Source organism: Microcoleus sp. CAWBG58 (assembly GCF_020883045.1).
GTDB lineage: Bacteria > Cyanobacteriota > Cyanobacteriia > Cyanobacteriales > Microcoleaceae > Microcoleus.
On sequence record NZ_JAHRFA010000037.1, the window covers coordinates 1 to 20,990 of the forward strand.

Genomic DNA, 20,990 nt, shown 5'->3' on the forward strand with positions numbered 1-20,990 from the left:
AATCAATGACTGTTTTCTTACAAAATTCATTATAAAGCGTCTCTGTAGCTTCTAAGCATGGTGAATTTATCTCAAAATATACTCACGACTGGCGAACAGTCTTCAATAAGATGCGTTCCCCCTGCCGGAGATTATCAAGAGCGCTAAAGCGCAACTACATACCTTGATTAGTACGTTGTTACGCTTTAGCGCTTTTTCCTAAGATTATAAAGAGCGCCCAAGCGCAACTACATACCTTGATTAAGATGACAGTTCCATCCAGGACTTAATGAGTCAATCAAGGACTGAAGTCCCTACTACGAAACTTGAGCTTTATAATTTTCCTCAGTCCAGCAGCGCGGCAGAACTTCGCCGGAGGGGAAAACTAATTTATCCTTCTCAAAATGTGCCGGATCTTGCTCTTCTTCACCAGCTTGAATTCGTCCCGCTACTTGATTTTGGGTAGGGCTGATTAAAGTCTCGATATCGATGATTTCTATCAAGTCGCCGGATTCTTTTTCTTGTAAAAGCATAGTTTCTCCTTGTGAATTAATGGTGAGTTATGGTTTGAGAACAACTTTGATGCAGTTATCTTTTTTGTGTTTGAAAATCTCGTAAGTGTCGGGTCCTTCATCCAATTTCATGCGGTGGGTAATCACGAAGGTTGGGTCAATTTAGCCTTTTTGAACGCGATCGAGCAAAGGGCGCAAATAGCGGTGAACGTGTGTCTGTCCCATTTTCATGGTCAATCCTTTGTTGAACGCTGCACCTAAGGGCACTTTGTCAACAAAGCCGCCGTAAACGCCGGTAATTGACACTGTGCCACCTTTGCGACAGGCTTCGTAGTTGATGGTTTTGGCTTTGGCGGTGGCCATTTGCAGGGGTTCGGGTATTCTGTATTGTGTTCTCCTCTAGTTAACTCCCAGATTTTTGATGCTAAATCTTAAATTTACTCCGCAGCTAAATCAATTGGCTGTATTGTTTAATTTTAAGGATATAAAATGTGGCAGTTCTCTATCCGAGGTATAATTTTTAAATCTATCTTTCGGCTGTTTTAAGTTGTAAAAAAGGTAGAGTTTATCCCAGCGTAAATTGCAATAGATTTAGGATTATTGTTTTAACAGCTAACAAGGATGGCTGAGGTTGTTTTTGGCGATCGCCAGTTTGTAGTGCGCCGGGAGTGTCCGCTATAAAGCAGTTTGTAGTGCGTCCTGGTGTCCGCAGGATAAGAACGGACACCAGGACGCACTACGAACGGCACGACGAACCATATAACTGCGATCGCATCTTGAGAATCGCGCACCCTGCTTGAGGAGGATTAATCGTCAAAAATTGTATCATTAGCTATAACTAAAAGCCGAGCTTGCGCTACAGTTGTTAAAGATCAAAATTTATCGATCGCCTTTTATGCCTTACACTGCATCTAGCCCAACAGACCCCAATCAAGAAAATATCCGCAATGCCGACCACCGCCTACTAGAATTCACCAAGCTGACGCCGATGATGCAGCGGTATGTGGAAGTGAAAGAACAGTATCCCCACGCACTTTTATTGTTTCGAGTCGGAGATTTTTTTGAGTGTTTTTTTCAAGATGCCGTGACGATTTCGCGGGAATTAGAACTTGTTTGCACTAGCAAAGAAAGCGGCAAAGAAATCGGTCGAGTGCCGATGACAGGAGTGCCGCACCACGCCCTCGATCGCTATACTTCTCAGTTAGTAGAAAAAGGCTATGCTGTAGTAGTTTGCGATCAAGTTGAAGATGCCTCGATCGCCGCCCGCGAAGGCCGCCAAGTCAAGCGCGAAATCACCCGCATTCTCACTCCCGGAACTTTGACGGATGACGGAATGCTCAAGCCCCGACAAAATAACTTTTTAGCAGCAGTCGTCATCGCTGGGGAACATTGGGGTTTGGCTTATACTGATATTTCTACAGGAGAATTCGTTACTACTCAAGCCGACAGTTTAGAACAATTAACCCTAGAATTGCTGCGCTTGCAGCCTTCGGAAGTCCTGGTTCCGACTAATGCGCCGGATTTGGTAACGATGTTGAGGCCGGGAGAGAAATCCGAGCATTTACCCGATTGTTTGCCAAGTTCGTTTTGCTATTCTTTGCGATCGCAAATCCCGTTTACTTTGTCCGAAGCCAAACAGCGAATCCTGCAAAAGTTCAAAGTGCGATCGCTCGAAGGGATGGGATGCGCGCACCTTTCCCTCGCAGTGCGCGCCGCCGGAGGGTTGCTGCAATATCTCGAAGAAACTCAAAAAGAAAAAGCAGTTGCTTTGCAAAGATTGCACACTTACACTCTCACCGATTTTCTGACACTAGACTACCAAACCCGCCGCAATCTCGAAATCACTCAAACAGTCAGAGATGGCGTGTTTCACGGTTCGCTGCTGTGGGCTATAGACAAAACCAGCACCGCCATGGGAGGCCGCGCTTTGCGCCGCTGGTTGCTGCAACCTTTGCTCAGCATTAAAGGTATTTGCGCCCGCCACGATACGATTCAAGAATTAGTAGAAAATAATCCCCTGCGCCAAGATTTGCAGCAGTTGCTGCGCCAAATTTACGACATCGAAAGACTCACGGGGCGCGCCGGTTCTGGAACCGCTAGCGCCAGGGATTTAGTCGCTTTAGCTGATTCTCTCTCAAAATTACCCCAATTGGCGGCGATCGCAACTGAAGGAATCTCGCCCTATTTAAAAGCGCTGCAAAATGTCCCGCCCATTTTAGAAGAATTAGCAACTCAAATTCACGCTTCTTTAGTTGACGAACCGCCGATTCATTTAAAAGAAGGAGGTTTGATTCGATCGGGCATTAATTCCATGCTTGATCAAATGCGCGACACTGCATCAGCCGATCGAGAATGGATTGCCACTTTAGAAGCTAACGAACGGCAACGCACTGGAATTTCTAATTTAAAAGTCGGCTACAATAAAGCTTTCGGCTATTACATCAGCATTACCAAATCGAAAGTTGACCAAGTACCGAACGACTACACCCGCAAGCAAACTCTCACCAATGAAGAACGATACAGCACAGAAGAATTAAAAGAAAGAGAAGTGCGAATTCTGACGGCGCGGGAAGATTTAAATCACTTGGAGTACGATATTTTTGCGAAATTGCGCGCCGAAGTAGGAGAGCACGCCGAAATTATTCGCAACGTTTCCCGCGCGGTGGCGGCGGCGGATATTTTGTGCGGTTTGGCGGAAGTAGCGGTTTATCAAGATTACTGTCGCCCGATGATGACAGAAAGTCGGGAAATTAAAATTATTGAAGGTTGTCATCCGGTGGTGGAAAAGTCTTTACCGCCGGGATTTTTTGTCCCGAATTCGGCTTTTTTGGGTCGGGAAGCAGGGCTAAGTCGCCCAGATTTAATTATTTTAACTGGGCCGAATGCTAGCGGCAAGAGTTGTTATTTGCGCCAGGTTGGTTTGATTCAGTTAATGGCGCAGATGGGCAGTTTTGTCCCGGCGAAGGCTGCGACTTTGGGAATTTGCGATCGCATTTTTACCCGAGTCGGCGCCGTGGACGATTTAGCAACCGGTCAGTCTACGTTTATGGTGGAAATGAACGAAACTGCAAATATTCTCAATCACGCGACGGCGAAATCATTGGTTTTGTTGGATGAAATCGGCAGGGGAACGGCGACGTTTGACGGCCTTTCGATTGCTTGGTCTGTGGCAGAATATTTAGCAAGCGAGATTCGGGCGCGGACGATTTTTGCGACTCACTATCACGAGTTAAATGAGTTAGCTTCTATTTTGGATAATGTGGCAAATTATCAGGTGACGGTGAAGGAATTGCCAGATCAAATCGTATTTTTGCACGAAGTTCACCCCGGCGGTGCTGATAAGTCCTACGGAATTGAAGCAGGGAGGTTGGCTGGTTTACCGCCGTCGGTGATTGACAGGGCGAGACAGGTGATGAAGCAGATTGAGAAACATAGCAAAATTGCGATCGGGCTGCGGAAGGGTGTTAAAAAAGATGGTAAAAAAGAGTCTGAGGGACAACAGTTGGATATCTTTGACGATTAAATTTGTTATCAAAAACGGTTCGTAGTAATGACTTTAGTCCTTAAAAAATCTGATTTAAGGGCTAAATTTCTGACTGCGAACCTGTCCTTTAAAACTCAGATGGAAGGACTAAAGTCCTCACTACGAACCTGAAGGACTAAAGTCCTCACTACGAACCAGTAATTTAAATTCATTTGCCATTTTGCAACTTTCTTACCTCTTTGTGAACGCTCATCCCAATTTCCAGGGCTTCATTTAGCAACCGCCCGTATTCGCTCGCCCGATCGCTCACATCCAGCGCCATCAAAGCAGCCAAATTACTTTCAATATTAGCAAATAACTCGTAACGGCGACCAATGAATTTATGATTTTCCCTGAGAATTTTCTCTGTTTTTAAAGCACAAACTAAACTTTCTCTAGTAATCTTTAAGGCCTCAATTGCATCTTGTCGGTTAATTAAATTGGCTTGTAAATTGCCAGCAGCCGTTAGGCGATCGATAATATCTAAAGCCTTAATCACTTCATGATACTTCTCAACTTCCTCCAAGAGACCCGCCAGCGTTGCCAAAGGTTTTGCCTTCAGCCATTGATAGACATTCCAAGCAACAGTAATTGCCAGCGACAAACCCAAAGTCATTTGTAAAACCCGGACAAATATTTCTGCATCGCTAGCTGAACTAACGTCATGTCTGTTCGCCAACAAAGCAACAGGCAGAGAGACAACAAGTGTTACGCAAAATATCAGCAACTCATGCAACAAAAAAGCAAACAGCTTTTTACCGTTCCGGAGTGTGTCAGGGTGATAAAAATTCCCTGAAAAACCGTCGCTCAAAGCTATTCCGCTCAAATCCTCCAACTCCTTCTCAGGAATTCTTAACTCATCCAAATCCGCTTGTATCACTATGGCAAATCTCCCTAAATTGGCATTAATTAAAATCCTCCCAGAGACCTAATTGAATCCCACAGACTCAGATAAAAATTGCTGTCTCGGGCTCGAAACAGTTGAAAAGCTTGTCCGGGCGCCCCAAAAAACGGTCTCAGCGTCCATCCCAACTGACTGCCCACAAACGCATACAGTCCCAACCAGAAGCGCAAAATATTTAGCCTGATGTCTTTGCCTTCGGCATCTTGTTCGGACAGAAAGTGCATTCCTTGATAAATGAAGCTTACCCCCAAAAATCCTGTGACTGCCATGATAGCAACATTTAGCAGCAGATAAAAACTGTAATTGGTACTGCTGATCAGAAAAAATAGGCTGACAGGTGCAAATCCAAACAGCAAAACGCTAATCATCGCCATTGCTGTCATCAACAATGTCAAATACTGTTCAAAAGTTCGTTTTGAACCAAACATGACATTAAAAAAATACAGTGTGGGAAAGCAGATAATCAGCGTCAGTAAGTAAAGCGCTGGCAGCTTGATTGCTGACACCAGACATTGCATCCACGTACTAGATGCACCTAATATCGCTCCGTAAATACCAAAAAATATGGTACTGGAAATTAACAAACCAAAAATTTTAGATTTGAGTTTGACACCTTCGCGAATTTCTTCGAGAAACTGTTGCCGTTCCCGCAGCAAATACATTACTACTGAAAAATATTTCACGGGTTCTCCTTGTGACTGATGCGACTCCGAATCAGTCATAGCTCAAGCTGAGTGCGATCGACAATCTTGCCAACTGGATGCACTCTATGTTAACTCATTATTCTTCCAGATACAGGACTCATACAACTCCCATTATCTAGGGTTCCACGCACACAGCACCTTACTGCTATTGCCTGTCGGCTGGATATTTACAGTCAAATTCTAGTCAAATTGTGTTCAAATTGTATTCAAATTGTGTTCAAAAAGGGCGATCGGGCAGTCACTTGATACTCAGTTTGGTCGTTTTGTCGTCAATTTGTATCCAATTTCTAGTCTTTTTGACGCCCCACCCAGCCAAAAAATCGGCAATAAAAAACCCCAAACCGTTGATTTGTCGTTAGTTTGAGGCTTTTTGTTTAATAAGCGGGTGGCGGGAATCGAACCCGCATAGTTAGCTTGGAAGGCTAAAGTTTTACCACTAAACTACACCCGCATTCACACAGAACCTAAACATACCACAAGCTTCTGAGAATTGCAATAGGCCCGTGCAAAATTTCTCAAGTTCTCCCTGAAAGCGGTTGAATGGGGACTTTTCAACAGTTGACAGTTGACAGTTGACAGTTGACAGTTGACAGTTGACCTCTGCCTAAAAGTCAGAGGATTGGAGTAATGAATAGTCTGATTTTAATTTCTACGCCCAAGCCAGAGGCTTTCAACCAATTCTTTCTGGTAAGCCCGATCGCCCCCAAATCCCCCCCCCAAATCCCCTCTTCCACGCTACTAAAGGCTTTACGGATGGAAATAGTCGTAGATTTGCTGCGCCAGACGCGGGCCAATCCCAGAAACTTCTGCCAACTGTTGGGGAGTCGCTAAACGCAGATAGTCGATCGACCGAAAATGCGCTAACAATAGTTTTTGGCGGTGGTGTCCCAACCCGGGAATCTCATCTAAGCGCGATCGCTTCATTCTCTGACTTCTTTGATCTCGGTGAAAACTCACAGCAAACCTGTGCGCCTCATCCCGCACCCGTCGCAGTAATTGTACACCCGGTTGCTCGGAATTAGTTGGCAGCGGCAAAGATTCCCCCGGTAAAAAAATCTCTTCTCGCTGCTTCGCCAAACTCACAACCCGCAACTCATCTAGCAAATTCATCTCCCGCAAAACAGCCACAACTGCTGACAGTTGACCTTTGCCACCATCTATCATAATCAAATCCGGTTTGTCAGCAATATTAGGAGAAACTGAAGACAAATTACTGACTGCTTCCGCATCTGGTAACTTGCTAAATTCATCTTGCTTCTTGCTGTTTCTTTCTGCTTCTTTGCTCCTAAATCGTCTGCCGATAACTTCTGCTAAACTAGCAAAGTCGTCAGAATGACCCGATTTAATTTCAGGATTTTTAATTTTGTAGTGGCGGTAGTGTTGATTGGCTGGTAAACCGTCGATAAATACGACGCGGGAAGCTACCGCATCCGAACCTTGAATGTGAGAAATATCGTAACCTTCTATGCGGTGTGGCATTTCTGGTAAATCGAGAATTTCGGCTAAATCTTGCATTGCTTGAGAATTGCGATCGCTCAATCGTTGCATTCTCGCCAATTCGTACTCAGCATTCCGTTCCACCATCTCAATTAACTCTGCCTTAGTTTGGCGCTGCGGAGTCAAAATAGTCACTTTTCGCCCCTTGCGATTGCTCAACCAATCTGCTAATATTTCGCCTTCTGGTAAGTCGTACTGCACAGAAATTTCGCTGGGAATTTCTACGGCTTCGACATTTTGATAGTGTTCTTCCAAAACTCGCTGCAAAATCGCCCCGGCTTCTACCCCCCCTCGTTCCCCCCCTTGGTAAGGGGGGGAGGTAAGAGAATGTTGAGATAATTCTTCTTCCCCGGAATGTAGGGGCGGTGCCCCCGTGCCCGCCCTGGGTATTTCTTCCCCGGAATGTAGGGGCGGTGCCCCCGTGCCCGCCCTGGGTATTTCTTCCCCGGAATGTAGGGGCGGTGCCCCCGTGCCCGCCCTGGGAATCTCCGCCATAAAGCCCAGTCTGCCGACTAATTGACCTGCACGAATCTGGAATAATTGAATGCAGGCGTGCTGCGTGTCTGCTGCCAGGGCGATCGCATCCCTGGAAACAGTATCATTAGGTAAAGACACTTTTTGACCAGCACTCAAAGATTGCAAACCTTTAATTTGGTCGCGAATCCTGGCCGCCGTTTCAAAGTTCAAATCTTCCGCAGCTTGTTTCATTTGTGGTTCCAGAATATCCAGTAATTCCTGAGTCCTTCCCTGGAAAATCATCGCCACTTTTTGAATAATTTTTCGGTATTCCTCCGGCGAAGTTAGCCCCTGACAAACGCCAACGCAGCGGCCGATGTCGTAGTTGAGACAGGGACGGTCTTTAAACAGCGGTTGAGGGCGCTGTCGCAGGGGGAAAATCCGCTTAATTAAATGCAGCGTACTGCGAAGCGCGCCTGTATCGACGTAGGGGCCGTAGTAGCGGTCTTTTGCATTACCCGGCCGACGTTTGCGGGTGATGAAAATGCGCGGGTATTCCTCCGACCAAGTTATGCACAAATAAGGATATTTTTTATCGTCTTTGAGGAGGACATTAAAATAAGGTTGGTGCTGTTTTACGAGGTTGGCTTCTAATGCTAAAGCTTCGGCTTCTGTGTCGGTGGCGATGAATTCGATTTCGCGCACTTGCTGTACCATCATCGCGATGCGAGGACTGAGGTTTTGGCTTTCGCGGAAGTAGGAACGGACTCGGTTTCGGAGTTTTTTGGATTTGCCGATGTACAGGATGCGATCGCTCTCGTCGCGCATTAAGTATACACCGGGAACTGCCGGAATTTCTCTGAGGCGGCTTTCTAGGCGTTCTGCATCTTTAATTAGTGGCAGGGTTTTTGTGGACGGCATATAAATTTGAGATTTTATGACTTATAGTGGTTCTCAGAAAGATTAGGTATGTTGTTGGGATGCGAGCCCCCTTTGTTTAAGGTGTTATGTAAGCTGTCAGTGATACCTCACCTTTTTGATAAAGGCTATATATCTACTATTGTAACGCTGTTATCTGGGTCAAGCGAATCAATCACAAAAAATAGTTCGTAGTGAGGACTTTAGTCCTCTGATTTTATGCGGACTAAAGTCCTCACTACGAACCTATTAATGTTTTTAATGATGAGTTTAGTCTTCTGATTGGATGCGGACTAAAGTCCTCACTACGAACCTATTAATGTTTTTAACGATGAGTTTAGTCTTCTGGATGCGGACTAAAGTCCTCACTACGAACCTATAATGACGTAAGTTCCGTTTACAATATCTGAGATAAAAACTTGCGCGTGCGTTCTTCTTTCGGGTTCTGAAAAAACTCTTCCGGGCTTGCTTCTTCCACTAAAACGCCACCGTCCATCAATACAATGCGATCGGCAACTTCGCGCGCAAATCCGACTTCGTGAGTCACTACTACCATTGTAATTCCTGTTTTCGCTAAATTCCGCATGACATCTAAAACTTCCCGCACCATTTCCGGATCTAATGCTGATGTCGGTTCGTCAAATAGCATGATTTTCGGCTGCATTGCTAGGGAACGTGCAATAGCAACCCGTTGCTGCTGTCCGCCAGATAATTGTCCGGGATATTTTTGGGCTTGGGATAAAATTCCGACTCTTTCTAACAGTTGCATTGCTACTTCTTCTGCTTTTTTCTTCGGCCAGCGGCGCACCCATACAGGTGCTAGCATGACGTTTTGCAAAACTGATAGGTGGGGAAATAGGTTGAATTGCTGAAACACCATTCCTACTTCCTGGCGAATTTTTTCGATGTTTCGCAAGTCGTGGGAAAGTTCGATTCCGTCGATCGTGATTTTACCCTGCTGGTATGCTTCTAATGCGTTAAAAGTGCGGATAAACGTCGATTTCCCGGAACCTGAAGGGCCCATCACGACGACGACTTCGCCTCGGTTGACGTTCATGCTGACGCCGCGCAGTACGTGAAATTGTCCGTACCATTTGTGGACGTTTTCTGCTACGATTACTGTTTCTGGAACTGTTAGTGTATCTTGCATAGTTTTGTCCTTTAAATAATGACGGATAATTATTGCCTGATGACTGTTGACTGCTTCAGCGGAGGGGGTTGATATATATTTGGGTTGGGAGGGGGCGGGTTTATATGTATTTGGGTTTGTAGTTGTATTTTGTTGGTGAACCCGCCCCTACAGACTGCGGATGGGGTTTATATATATTTGGGTTGGGTGGGGGCGGGTTTATATACATTTGGGTTGGGAGTTGTATTTTGTTGGTGAACCCGCCCCTACAGACTGCGGATGGGGTTTATATATATTTGGGTTGGGACAGGGGCGGGTTTATATTTGGATTGGGAGTTATATTTTGTTGGTGAACCCGCCCTTACAGACTAATGACTTTTTTCTAGACTTTTTTCAATTTTGCGGCTGGCTAGTGACATTGAATAGCAAAATACCCAATAAATGAGGCCGACGAATATGTAAACTTCGGCGTATCTGCCTATATATGATGGATTTGCTAAAACTGCGCGGGATATGCCGATTAATTCTAACATTCCAAATAGCGAAAGCAGGGATGTATCCATAAACAATCCGATGAATTGACCGCCGATCGCCGGAATGACTGTTCGCAGTGCTTGAGGTAGTACAATCAGAATGGTCAGTAGGGGTGTGTTTAGCCCGATCGCTCTTGCTGCTTCTATTTGTCCCCTGGGTACGGCCTGCAAGCCCCCGCGCACGTTTTCCGCCAAGTAGGCGGCACTGAATAATGTTAATCCGGCGATCGCCCGAATCACTCTATCTAATTTGGGATATTCGGGCGGTAAGAATAATTGCAGCATGACTTGACCTAAAAACAAAATGCCAATTAATGGCAAACCGCGAACAATTTCAATGTACAATGTTGACAGTAGTTTGACGACTGGCAAAGAACTTTGTCTGCCGAGGGCGAGCAATACTCCCAAGGGAAACGACAGCACAATGCTAATAATTGCTAAAAACAGCGTCAGCACTAAACCGCCCCAGTCATTTGTCGAGACTTCTGTCAAACCCAATCCGCCTTTAATTAGCCACAGAATTACTGGGAAGGAAAGAGTCCAAATTGCAGGCATCCAGCTAACCCCCCCTCGCCCCCCCTTACTAAGGGGGGGTTGGGGGGGGTTAGGGTTAATTTGTCGCCCAGCGATATAGCTGGCGGTGGCTGCGATAATATTGCCTAGCAGGTAAAAACGAGAGGTAAGGTCGATCGGCGAAATGACCGCACCAACAACGGCACCACCCAGTAAAATCAGTGTAGGCGGATTCCAAAGACGTTCATCTCGCTGAATGTTGCCCCAAGTTAAACCTCCCAACAAGGCAATTATTCCGGCTACTATCCACAGCCGCCAGTAGGATTCGCTGGGAAATCTGCCCACAAAAAATAGTGGCAAGTTGGCTTCTAACACGCGCCATTTAGCTTTTGTAGTTGCCCAAACGATAATTCCTTTAACTGTTTGGAAGGCGACAATTAAGCAAAATACTGTCAGAATGCTGTTGTACCAGGTACTAAATAGGTTTTTGCGCGCCCAATTCCAAGGGGTGGGCGATTCGGTGGCTGGGGGCGGCAGTACGGGGGAAGTTTCCATATATTTTAGATGTTAGATTTTAGATGGCTTGCTGAATTGCACTTGCTAATATTCCTAATATTTTATTGACATCTGTTAGGTAATATTCTGTCAAGTCAATTTCAATTACTTGTTCTTTGAGTCTTAAGAATCTCCAGGTTTGGCCGTTAGTAACAGCCCCATAATTTATTGTTGCATTTGGGTTGCCTTCACCTTCGTTAAATATTCTAACTGCCAACATTTCGGCTACACACGGCCCCAAGCTTGCATTAACATCTTCGTTTTGTGCTTCTACGATCGCAATTACTGGTTCGGTAAGCATTAATAAGGATGAAGAACGACTAATCAAAAAATCGCAATTTCCAATTAATCCTTTTTCGGCATCAACTGTAAAATCTATTCCATAAAAAAGACCAATTTGATGGTTCAACAGTTTTCTAAGTTCGATTAAAATCGGTGCGGTTATCATGGACGATCGAGACTTGTCAGTATTGCTGCCTAAGGCAATGACTACGTTCTCTTTGAGAATTTCTACAAGTAAGGAACTTGGTTCTAATTCTGGCACGGCAGAGAACATATTGATGCGATCGCTAATCGTCAAACCGAATTTTTGGGTTACTGTTTTTAAGTTAAAATCTCTGTAAGTCATTTCAACTTGAGTTCCAAATTATAATCAACTTAACTTTGTACTTCGCTGTCAACTGTCAACTAAGAGGGCAGGCACGGGGGCACTGCCCCTACAACTATCAACTGTTTTTTATCTTTCCTTGAGTTGTACACTGTGATTGTACCAATTCATAAACAGAGAAACTATCAAACTAATGGTAAGATATGTTGCCATGATAATTATCATTGTTTCGATCGCCCTTCCGGTCTGATTCAGCGTCGGAGAACCCACCACAAAGTAAACGTCGGGATAAGCCACCGCCACGGCTAAACTCGAATTCTTTGCTAAATTCAGATACTGACTGGTTAACGGCGGCACAATCACCCGCAAAGCTTGCGGCAAAATTACCATCCGCATCAGGGTTCCAGATTTCAGTCCCAAAGATTTTCCTGCTTCCCATTGGCCTCGCGAGACTGACTGAATTCCGGCGCGGACAATTTCGGCAATGTAACTGCCAGTATACAAGCTGAGTCCTGTTACCAAGGCTGCAAATTCTGGAGTTAGTTTTAATCCTCCTTCGAGTTGCAATGCTGGTGTCACGCGCGGAAAATCGAGGCCCAAAGGTAGATTTTGGGTGATAATCCCAGCTAAAATTGCACTCAGGACGATCGCACCTAGAGCCCAAAACAACTGTCTTCCCGGCTTAGCTTCTTCCACCATCACCCGTGCCCGCCACATCCACAGTCCCGCCGCCGCCAAAACTCCCACAGTCAGCAAAATCAACCAAATTTCAAAACCTGGCAAAGGCGCCGGCCAAGGTACAGCAATACCCCGATTTGTCAAGTAAATCGGGCCGCGCATCTGTTGATTGTCTTCCAGTTTTGGCATGGAAATGAACACTGCAAAATACCAGAAAAATAATTGCAGCAATAAGGGTGTATTCCTCAAAATCTCCACATACAAAGCTGCTAAATTACGCAAGATCCAATTGTCGGAAAGGCGAGCAATTCCTACGGTCAAACCTGCAATTGTTGCGAAAACAATTCCCAAACCCATTACCCGCAGCGTGTTGAGTAATCCGACAAAATAAGCTTGTCTGTAACTGTTTTCCGGACTGTAGGGTATTACACTTTCGCCGATGTCGAAGGATGCTTGGGAATTGAGAAAGTCAAATCCAAATGCAATCCCCAGTTGCGCGTAATTGGCGGTGAGGTTGTCCCAGAGAATGGCGATGACTGTTATTACTAAAATTAGGGCGATCGCCTGTCCGGCTATTTTCCAGAAGCGATCGTCTCGCAGCAGTGTTGATATATCTTTAATTTTGGATGATTTCTCGGATTTGTCCGGTTTAGGTTCTGTGTTCATAGCTTAAATATTATTTTGATTAAATCTGTTGCGTATGTTGCGTACCAAAGAGCGCTGAAGCGCAACTACGTACCTAAGAGCGCTGAAGCGCGGCTGCGTACCAAAGAGCGCTGAAGCGCAACTACGTACCTAAGAGCGCTGAAGCGCAACTACGTACCTAAGAGCGCTGAAGCGCGGCTGCGTACCTAAGAGCGCTAAAGCGCAACTACTTGCCTTTGTTTAAGTTGATTTTTTGGTTTGTAGTTGCGGAGACAACTGGGCACAACCGCAACTACAAACTTTTTGGTTAGCGGAAGGGTGGCGAGTACAGCAAACCGCCATCTTTCCAGAGTTTGTTTTGACCCCGGTCTAACTTAAGTGTACTTTTTGGGCCGAGGTTGCGATCGTACATTTCGCCGTAATTCCCGACTTTCTTCACAACGCGGACGGCGTAGTCGTTGGGGAGTCCGAAACCTTTACCTAAATCTCCTTCTTTTCCTAGCAAACGTTTGACGCTTGGATCTGTAGTGCTTGCCACAGTTTGGTCTACATTTCCTGAATTAATTCCCAAATCTTCAGCTTCAATCGCCGCAAAAACGATCCATCTCACTGCATCCGACCATTTAGGATCGCCGCTTTTCACCGCTGGGGCTAACGGTTCTTTTGACATTACGATCGGCAAAACAACATTATTCTCAGGATTCGGTAGAGTTGTGCGCTTCGACACGAGTTGCGATCGATCGGCTGTAACACCTTGACAGCGACCTTCTTGATAAGTGCCAAAGGTAGTATTCGCATCTTCAAACACCACAGGAGTGTATTTAACTCCTAATTTTCGCATTTGGTCGGACAAATTTTGTTCGGTACTCGTACCTGTCTGCACGCAGATAGATTTGCCCGCAAAATCTTTTAAGCTTTTGATGCCGCTATCTTTTTTGACCATGATGCTTTGAGAGTCATAAAAGATAATTGGGGCAAATTCCAAGCCGGTAGTGCTGTCGCGACTCGCCGTGTAGGTGGTATTTCGGCTGAGAATATCGATTTCTCCGGCCTGCAAAACTGTAAACCTATCTTTGGCGTTGAGCTTTCGGTATTCGACTTTTTCGGGATCGTCAAATATAGCCGCAGCGATGGCCCTGCAAACATCTACATCCAAGCCGGAGTATTTGCCTTTTTCGTCTACAAAGCTAAAACCAGGTAGTTCGCCACTAACGCCGCAAATTAGTTTACCGCGGCTGACAATTGTATCTATCCGGCTCGAAGTTTGTTGTGGCGCGTTTCCCGCAGGCGAGGCTGGTGTTTGTCCGACTTGTGCCGATCGATCCCTACAAGATGCCAGCGGTGCCACAAACAACACGCTTGCTAGCAACAGAAATCCCAATTTACGCATACATTTTACCAGTAGAACACTTTCTCGACGATCCTAGCTTGTCAGTGTCGAGAACTGTTGCGATCGGCAATCTAGAACACCCACCGTTTCAAATTAACCATTCTCAACCCAGTGTCGCACCCTGAAAAGCGCACCGACTTACCGCCTATTTTTTTTGCCCGCTGCGCGCGATCTTGCCTACAATCTTGCTTACCAGAAAGAATTGGTTGAAAGCCCGCCCGCCTTTGAGGGAGAAATTAAAATCAGACTATTCATTACTCCAATACTCGGACTTATAGGTAGAGGTCGCTCTCCTTCTGTCAACTGTCAACTGTCAACTGTCAACTGTTGAAAATCTTGCCTACAATATTTATCCAATTTTGATTTAATGCGCTTAGAACCGCTCTGGTGCTAGGCGCTGCTCGGCTAAATCGCGGATTAGCGACAGCCGAGACTCGATGTACTCGTTCAGCAAATCTGTTTCGTTACCATTGAGCGCAGAGTTCATCTTCAACTGCTTCAGCAGCCACTGTACCAGGGTGGCATCGTCCAAATTGACTAACAGAGTCGCTTGGGTGGTTTCAATTAAAGACCAGAGTTGGCGTAACATGACTGGAGTCATAAAACCTCGTTGAGCGTAAATACGCACTTAGTGGGCTGGCTGGGTGATGAGTTGGTCTTAGTGTTTCAAGCCGATAGACGAAAAGTAGCCGTCTTGTCATCGGCTTAATGATTATTTTATATTTGACCACAATAACTTAATATAGTAGTGTCAAAAGCTACAACACACAAGATGTTATAAGAATTCCCAATCTCGTCACATACAGATAAATATCTTGATAAAAAATTAAGAAACTTTACATAGGATTTGAGAAACCCGGCGGTTGAAACCGCGTCTTGTCAAGCAAAACCCGACGAGAGCGGGTTGAAGAGTCGTAGCGTAGCGGGGCGTAAGCCATCGCACACCCGGCGGTTGAAACCGCGTCTACACAGACAAAACCCGACGGGAGCGGGTTGAAGAGCCGTAGCGTAGCGGGGCGTAAGCCATCGCACGCACATTCTCTCAAATTCCATATTTCTTAGTCGGCGTCCGGCGGACATCGTTTGTGTAGATGCGGTTTCCAACCGCCCAGGATTTCTTTAGTCCTGAGAAAATTGATCGATTAACCAGATAATTCAGCAGCAACCAACTTTTGAACCCCCGCTAAAATTATTTCTAATTCAGCGATGATTTTGGTGGCGCCTTCCAAATCGTTGGATTCGGCGTGAGTTTGAAGCTGAGCAGCCATCTCCGGCATTAACCGCACCGCCGCCGTAGCGCTGACACCTTTAATTTGATGCGCGCGGCGGGCCAGTGTCTCCATGTCTCGCGAGGCGATCGCACTTTTAGCAGATTCTAAATAACTGCTAGTATCCACCACAAAAGCTTGCAATATTTCCCGCTCAAAGTCCAAATCAGTGCCCGCAATTTCGTGCAAGCGTGCCATATCGACTACGCATTCTAGATCCGAAGCAGAGTTTTGGACTTCCTCACCCTTAAACTGAGGAATTTCAACTTTTAACTGTACCGACCAATTTTCTAGTACAGATTTTAACTTTTCGATGGAAATAGGTTTGCTAATATAATCATCCATGCCCGCCGCCAGACACTTTTCCCGATCGCCCTTCAAAGCATTTGCCGTCATTGCAATCACCACCGTCTTGCGATCGGGTTCCATCTTTCCAGCAGCAGTGCCTGCTGCTTCCATGCGGCGCAATTCCAGCGTAGCTTCGTAACCGTCCAAAACTGGCATCTGACAGTCCATCAGCACAATGTCATACTTTTTGATAGCCAGCATCGATAGCGCCTCAGCGCCGTTATTTGCCACATCCGCCACACATCCCAAAACCTTGAGTTGATTCAGACCAACTTTTTGATTGATCGGAGTATCTTCAACTAACAAAATCTTTAGGCTAGCTAACTCCCGGTTGTCTGTAGGGGAGTCTGGATTTGTCGTTGAATTTGCCAGCCGCGAGTCAACCACTGCACCCGGGGCGATCGCATTTACCAAGCACTCAAACAGCCGGTGAGCTTTCACAGGTTTAGTTAAATAACCGCTAAAACCAATATCTACCAAACGTTTAGCCTCCGATATCTGAGTAATTGAAGTCAGCACCACCCAATGCGTCTGCTGCATTGCCGGCTCAGCAATCATCAAACGTTCCAGACTTCCCGCCACCATTTCCGGCAACTGAATATCAACCAAAATGATATCGTAAGGGGATTTTATGCTGACAGCTTTGTACAGAGATGCGATCGCCATCCAACCATTCTCAACCTCATCAACTTCCATCCCCCACAAAACCGCCATTCTCAGCAGCACTTTTCGCACTGTGGGCTTGTCGCTAGCAACTAACATTTTCTGCCCCGCCAGCACCGTTTGCAAATTCACTGAGCACGCTGTCCCAGCCCCAGTTAAATTTTCCTTAAGTGCCGGCACAGTAAACCAAAAACTCGATCCTTTACCGGGGGTACTTTCCACACCAATTTTACCCCCTAGCAGCTCCACCAACTGCTTAGAAATAGCCAGACCCAAACCAGTGCCACCGTACTTTCTCGTAGTAGAAGCATCAACTTGACTAAAAGATTTAAACAGCTTTTTTTGGTCTTCGGCAGCAATCCCAATCCCTGTATCTGTGACCTTGAACAGCAGGAACAGCGAGCGATTGATTCCTAGTTTTAATGGTTGGATACTCTCTAATTTTTTCTGGTCGTCGCTGGCTGCCAATATCCCAGGAATCCTGCCAGTTGAAACCTCAATTACTATTTCTCCTGCTTCCGTGAACTTAATCGCATTGTTAATTAAATTAGTGAGGATTTGCCGCAATCGCGCTGCATCCCCTTTAATTTGCAGCGGCACGTCGGTATCAATCAACGCCACCAATTCTATACCTTTAGTTTGTGCGGGAGTTGCCAACAAATCCAGCACTTCATCCAGACAGATACTGAGGTCAAATTCGATGGTTTCTAAGCGCATTTCTCCTGCTTCCAGTTTAGAAAGGTCAAGAATATCGTTAATGATCGACAGCAAATTTTGACCGCTGAGTTTCAGCGTCTGCACAAAGTCTAGCTGTTCGGGAGTAAGATTTGTTTTCAGCAGCAAATCTGTCATCCCCATCACTCCATTCATCGGAGTGCGGATTTCGTGACTCATATTTGCTAAAAATAGTGACTTCATTCGAGACGCTTCCAGAGCGGCTTCTCGGGCTTGCTGCGCTTGCTCGAACAAAGTAGATTGCTGAATGGCGATCGCCAACTGCACGCTCAACCTTCCCAGCAAATCCACCTCAGAATCAGTCCAAGCGCGCGGGGCACTGCACTGGTGGGCAACCAGCAACCCCCACAACCGATTTTGACGCTTGTCCAAACTCTCGATCTGCGACTTAATTCTAGGAGTTTCTGGCGAATATTCTATTGCTAATTCCTGACTTTCGTCGCCGATAAAAATTGGTACAACTAAATTAGCCCTTACCTGCAATTTCACCAGTAAATCTCGGTGAATCTCGCTCAAATTAGCATTATAAATATCTTCAACTGCTTGAATCTTGCCAGCGCGGTACATCGCTTTGTAACTTTCCCCAAAAGATTTTTCCTGAAGTTTTCTGCCCAGCATAGGCATCCAATCAGATCCTACAGATTCGACAACCACAATCCCTGTGTCATCGGAATCAAAACGATAAATTACCGTGCGATCGGTTGCCAGTAATTGCCGTACCTCTTGTACAGCCGTGCTCAGAGTTTGAGTGAGGTTGAGAGACTGTCGCACTCGCTGGGCGATCGCCGAAACCAGCCGTTCCTGTTCTGCTTGTTCCAGCAGCATTCTTTCAGCTTGCTTGCGTTCTGTAACATCGCGAATTACCGCAGCAAAGCACAGCGGTTCGCTACTTTGAGGGTGCTTGACCAGAAAAGCATTCATCACAACATCAATACTTTTTCCAGTACGCAAGTGCTGCATTTGACCTTCTCCTTGCCACTGGCCGTGACTGACAATTATTGGCAAAATCTCTTGACTGAATTCCTGTTTAAAAGTTTCGCCTATATAATCCCAGATCTCGGTATCAAGCACTTCCGACATATTCTCTATACCCACCAGTTTTTGACCGGCTTCGTTAACAAACAGCGTTTGACCTTCGAGAGTAGCCATACCGATAAAATCGCTGCTATTTTCAATCAGCGACACAAATTTTTGTCGTTCTTCTTCACCTTTTTTGCGTTCGGTAATATCGCGCTTAACGCAGACGTGACAAATTATATCGCCGCTGTTGTTAATTACAGAGTATGCCGCCACCTCGATCGCCAGCGTGCGACCTTTTTTAGTAAAGTTAGTAATTTCGCCCCGAAAAGTTCCAGTTTTCGCTAAACTTTTGGAAATCGCAGAAAAGCGTTCCCCCGCCACCAGCGGCGGCGTTTCTATTTCTAATTCAGCGTCTGTATATTCTAATAGCGATTGGTGAGCGCGATTTTGTTCGAGGAAAAACCCATCAGCATCGATAATCACCATCGCATCGTTGGAGTTTAAAAAGATTTCTCGGTAAAGTTTGAGTTTTTCCTCAGCTCGCTTGCGTTCGGTGATATCCCTTTTGACGCTGACGTAACAAACCACATCCCCAGCATCATTGAGAACCGCAAAAGCCGAAAGTTCCACCTCAAAGATTCCCCCTTGCAAATCCTTAACACAGCTCATTTCGCCTCGATAACTCCCTGTTGCGATCAATATTTGCAGCACCGATGCAAATGTCTCTTCTCCCGTATGAATTGCAGGAGTTTTACCCCACAATTTTGATGCACTGTAACCCAGCAAAGCCGTGTGAGCTTGATTAGTTTCCAAATAATAGCCTTGCGGGTCTAAAATGGCGATCGCATCATTGGACTTTAAAAATATTTCTTGATAAAGTTGCAGTTTTAACTCAGCTTGTTTGCGATCGCTAATATCCGTGAACAAGCCATAATAAACCATCTCTCCCGATCCTTGCATTTCCGGTTGTGCAGCCCCTTGAATCCATTTAAGTTTTCCAGAGGGGGTAATAATTCTACCTTCCCACCGCCAAGGCTGCAAATTTTCCGCAGCCAGCCTTACCGAGTTCCGAAAATCATCTCTATCTTCGGGATGAATCATGTCAACAATTGCACGAATATCCTGCTGAGCCACCTCCGGTTCTATTTCATACAATTCTCGGCAGCCCGCGCTCACAAACGAGAAGGCTATCGAGCCATCTAGATGCAAGTCAACTTGATATACCGTACCGGGTACGCTAGCAGTAATTTTTTGCAGTTTGGCTTGGCTTTGATTCCGGGCTTCATCTGTCGCCTCCCATTGAGCAATCTCCCGAGAAATGCCCAAAATCGCAAATATATTGCCTTTCGCATCGCGCAGGGGCAGTTTTTGCGTGTCAAAGACCTGCTGTTTGCCACCTGTAAAGGCGATCGCCTGGTAGGGATTGCGAACCGTCTCCCCCCCCAGCACAGCTCGATCGTCCTCGCGGATGCCCCTAATTGAGCCGTGGCGATCGCCAAATACTGCTGCTTCTGAGAAACCTAATTCGAGATCGTCTTTGCCAATAATTTCTTCAACCTTTTTCCCCAAATATGCAGCAAAACTTTGATTGACAAAAATGTATCTAAAATTTCGATCTTTGGCAAACACTCTGTCGTCAATACTGTCTATTAAAGCCCGCAACAATAGCTCTTGGCTTTCCGCATCTAGAGCAAAATTATTTTGAACAGTTCCCTTGACATCCGTCTGTTTAGCTGCTAAAGTAATTAACGATTTAACACAAATTTTAGCGACCGTGTGGAGCAAACAAAGGTGTTCAAAATTAAAAGCAGTTCCCTGCTCTGCACCGATGAAAAATACTCCCAACAATTCTTCACTGTCCTCCGGGTTAGCCGGTGCCACCAACACCGACTTAAACTGAGCAATTGGCGGGCCAGCGATGTTGTACGCCCAGTCTCGACTTCCTGCCAGCCATTGGGTGCGAGTAGCTTGCAAGCAGGCTGCTATTTCAGATTTGACCGATTCAGTTAACGGGTGTAAGTGTTGCAGGTAGATGCGATCGTCCGGTAGAGTTAAAAGTGCGATCGTCTCAGCAGGAATCAGGCGCCCGAGATGTGCCAGACAAGCAGACCAAATTTCATCAGCAACCGCAGCAAGTTGTACATTCTCCGTAAGTTCGTTGAGAACTTGCAGTTCCAAGGTACGCTGGCGGACTTTGGCCTTGAGGCTGGCGGCTAGGATTTGCATAGTGCTCACCACACTGGTTTCCTTATATTATAATTATTCATCTTCAAAGTTTTTTAAACAATCATCTTAAAATACATCAGGCGAAAAGACAACTTTTTTATATTTATATAACTTTTAATTGCTAAAAAACCAAAAGCGCGATCGGGAGCGAAGCGACACCGCAAGGCACCTGCTTCGCTCCAGCAGC

The 20,990-nt window shown here is 45.7% G+C and carries 15 protein-coding genes and 1 tRNA gene; 2 read left to right on the forward strand and 14 right to left on the reverse strand.

Translation table 11 applies throughout. The features are described 5' to 3' along the window. Positions 1 to 296: 296 nt before the first annotated feature. From QZ918_RS17615 to QZ918_RS17625, 3 genes are all read right to left on the reverse strand, one after another. Positions 297 to 512, reverse strand: coding sequence for an acetyltransferase (locus tag QZ918_RS17615; RefSeq protein ID WP_293337176.1), 216 nt, complete (start codon positions 510 to 512; stop codon positions 297 to 299). Positions 513 to 653: 141 nt separating this feature from the next. Continuing rightward, the gene (locus QZ918_RS33125; protein WP_367275367.1) at positions 654 to 854 is read right to left on the reverse strand and encodes a hypothetical protein; all 201 of its coding nucleotides are present in this window, start codon (positions 852 to 854) and stop codon (positions 654 to 656) included. 242 nt (positions 855 to 1,096) lie between these two features. Then, positions 1,097 to 1,282: a hypothetical protein gene (locus QZ918_RS17625; RefSeq protein ID WP_293337178.1), complete on the reverse strand. Its 186-nt coding sequence runs from the start codon at positions 1,280 to 1,282 to the stop codon at positions 1,097 to 1,099. A gap of 104 nt (positions 1,283 to 1,386) precedes the next feature. Here QZ918_RS17625 and mutS point away from each other — a divergent pair, with 104 nt between their 5' ends. Next, on the forward strand, positions 1,387 to 4,014 hold the full coding sequence (gene mutS, locus QZ918_RS17630; RefSeq protein WP_293337180.1) for a DNA mismatch repair protein MutS: 2,628 nt from the start codon (positions 1,387 to 1,389) through the stop codon (positions 4,012 to 4,014). 169 nt (positions 4,015 to 4,183) lie between these two features. Here the strand turns inward: mutS and QZ918_RS17635 are convergent, their stop codons facing one another. The 9 genes from QZ918_RS17635 to QZ918_RS17675 all read right to left on the reverse strand — a co-directional run bounded on the left by QZ918_RS17635 (position 4,184) and on the right by QZ918_RS17675 (position 14,543). Beyond that, positions 4,184 to 4,894 (reverse strand): hypothetical protein, encoded by a 711-nt coding sequence (locus tag QZ918_RS17635; RefSeq protein WP_293337182.1) that lies wholly within the window; start codon positions 4,892 to 4,894, stop codon positions 4,184 to 4,186. Positions 4,895 to 4,923: 29 nt separating this feature from the next. Then, positions 4,924 to 5,601, reverse strand: coding sequence for an actin-binding WH2 domain-containing protein (locus QZ918_RS17640; protein WP_293337184.1), 678 nt, complete (start codon positions 5,599 to 5,601; stop codon positions 4,924 to 4,926). 401 nt (positions 5,602 to 6,002) lie between these two features. Next, a tRNA-Gly gene (locus QZ918_RS17645) sits at positions 6,003 to 6,073 on the reverse strand. 296 nt (positions 6,074 to 6,369) lie between these two features. Beyond that, complete coding sequence (uvrC, locus tag QZ918_RS17650; protein WP_293337186.1) at positions 6,370 to 8,496, reverse strand: excinuclease ABC subunit UvrC; 2,127 nt, start codon at positions 8,494 to 8,496, stop codon at positions 6,370 to 6,372. Between the two features lie 394 nt (positions 8,497 to 8,890). After that, the gene (locus QZ918_RS17655; protein WP_293337188.1) at positions 8,891 to 9,643 is read right to left on the reverse strand and encodes an amino acid ABC transporter ATP-binding protein; all 753 of its coding nucleotides are present in this window, start codon (positions 9,641 to 9,643) and stop codon (positions 8,891 to 8,893) included. Positions 9,644 to 9,990: 347 nt separating this feature from the next. After that, positions 9,991 to 11,223 (reverse strand): amino acid ABC transporter permease, encoded by a 1,233-nt coding sequence (locus QZ918_RS17660; RefSeq protein WP_293337190.1) that lies wholly within the window; start codon positions 11,221 to 11,223, stop codon positions 9,991 to 9,993. Between the two features lie 19 nt (positions 11,224 to 11,242). Continuing rightward, a complete protein-coding gene (locus QZ918_RS17665; RefSeq protein ID WP_293337192.1) occupies positions 11,243 to 11,851 on the reverse strand; it encodes a hypothetical protein in 609 nt (202 codons plus the stop codon). Positions 11,852 to 11,959: 108 nt separating this feature from the next. Beyond that, positions 11,960 to 13,174, reverse strand: a complete 1,215-nt coding sequence (locus tag QZ918_RS17670) for an amino acid ABC transporter permease (protein WP_293337194.1) — start codon at positions 13,172 to 13,174, stop codon at positions 11,960 to 11,962. Between the two features lie 286 nt (positions 13,175 to 13,460). Continuing rightward, positions 13,461 to 14,543 carry an amino acid ABC transporter substrate-binding protein gene (locus QZ918_RS17675; protein ID WP_293337196.1) on the reverse strand — a complete coding sequence of 361 codons (1,083 nt, stop codon included), beginning with the start codon at positions 14,541 to 14,543 and terminating at the stop codon, positions 13,461 to 13,463. Between the two features lie 154 nt (positions 14,544 to 14,697). Here QZ918_RS17675 and QZ918_RS17680 point away from each other — a divergent pair, with 154 nt between their 5' ends. Then, positions 14,698 to 14,874 carry a hypothetical protein gene (locus QZ918_RS17680; RefSeq protein WP_293337198.1) on the forward strand — a complete coding sequence of 59 codons (177 nt, stop codon included), beginning with the start codon at positions 14,698 to 14,700 and terminating at the stop codon, positions 14,872 to 14,874. A gap of 42 nt (positions 14,875 to 14,916) precedes the next feature. Here the strand turns inward: QZ918_RS17680 and QZ918_RS17685 are convergent, their stop codons facing one another. After that, complete coding sequence (locus QZ918_RS17685) at positions 14,917 to 15,144, reverse strand: hypothetical protein (protein WP_293148799.1); 228 nt, start codon at positions 15,142 to 15,144, stop codon at positions 14,917 to 14,919. Between the two features lie 541 nt (positions 15,145 to 15,685). Next, positions 15,686 to 20,803 (reverse strand): PAS domain S-box protein, encoded by a 5,118-nt coding sequence (locus QZ918_RS17690; RefSeq protein ID WP_293337200.1) that lies wholly within the window; start codon positions 20,801 to 20,803, stop codon positions 15,686 to 15,688. Positions 20,804 to 20,990: the final 187 nt, after the last annotated feature.

Bases quoted from the DNA above. Each gene is read 5' to 3' on its own strand.
- uvrC (WP_293337186.1), bottom strand. From the start codon at position 8,496: ATGCCGTCCACAAAAACCCTGCCACTAATTAAAGATGCAGAACGCCTA.
- QZ918_RS17615 (WP_293337176.1), bottom strand. From the start codon at position 512: ATGCTTTTACAAGAAAAAGAATCCGGCGACTTGATAGAAATCATCGAT.
- mutS (WP_293337180.1), top strand. From the start codon at position 1,387: ATGCCTTACACTGCATCTAGCCCAACAGACCCCAATCAAGAAAATATC.
- QZ918_RS33125 (WP_367275367.1), bottom strand. From the start codon at position 854: ATGGCCACCGCCAAAGCCAAAACCATCAACTACGAAGCCTGTCGCAAA.
- QZ918_RS17670 (WP_293337194.1), bottom strand. From the start codon at position 13,174: ATGAACACAGAACCTAAACCGGACAAATCCGAGAAATCATCCAAAATT.
- QZ918_RS17675 (WP_293337196.1), bottom strand. From the start codon at position 14,543: ATGCGTAAATTGGGATTTCTGTTGCTAGCAAGCGTGTTGTTTGTGGCA.
- QZ918_RS17665 (WP_293337192.1), bottom strand. From the start codon at position 11,851: ATGACTTACAGAGATTTTAACTTAAAAACAGTAACCCAAAAATTCGGT.
- QZ918_RS17655 (WP_293337188.1), bottom strand. From the start codon at position 9,643: ATGCAAGATACACTAACAGTTCCAGAAACAGTAATCGTAGCAGAAAAC.
- QZ918_RS17685 (WP_293148799.1), bottom strand. From the start codon at position 15,144: ATGACTCCAGTCATGTTACGCCAACTCTGGTCTTTAATTGAAACCACC.
- QZ918_RS17690 (WP_293337200.1), bottom strand. From the start codon at position 20,803: ATGCAAATCCTAGCCGCCAGCCTCAAGGCCAAAGTCCGCCAGCGTACC.
- QZ918_RS17660 (WP_293337190.1), bottom strand. From the start codon at position 11,223: ATGGAAACTTCCCCCGTACTGCCGCCCCCAGCCACCGAATCGCCCACC.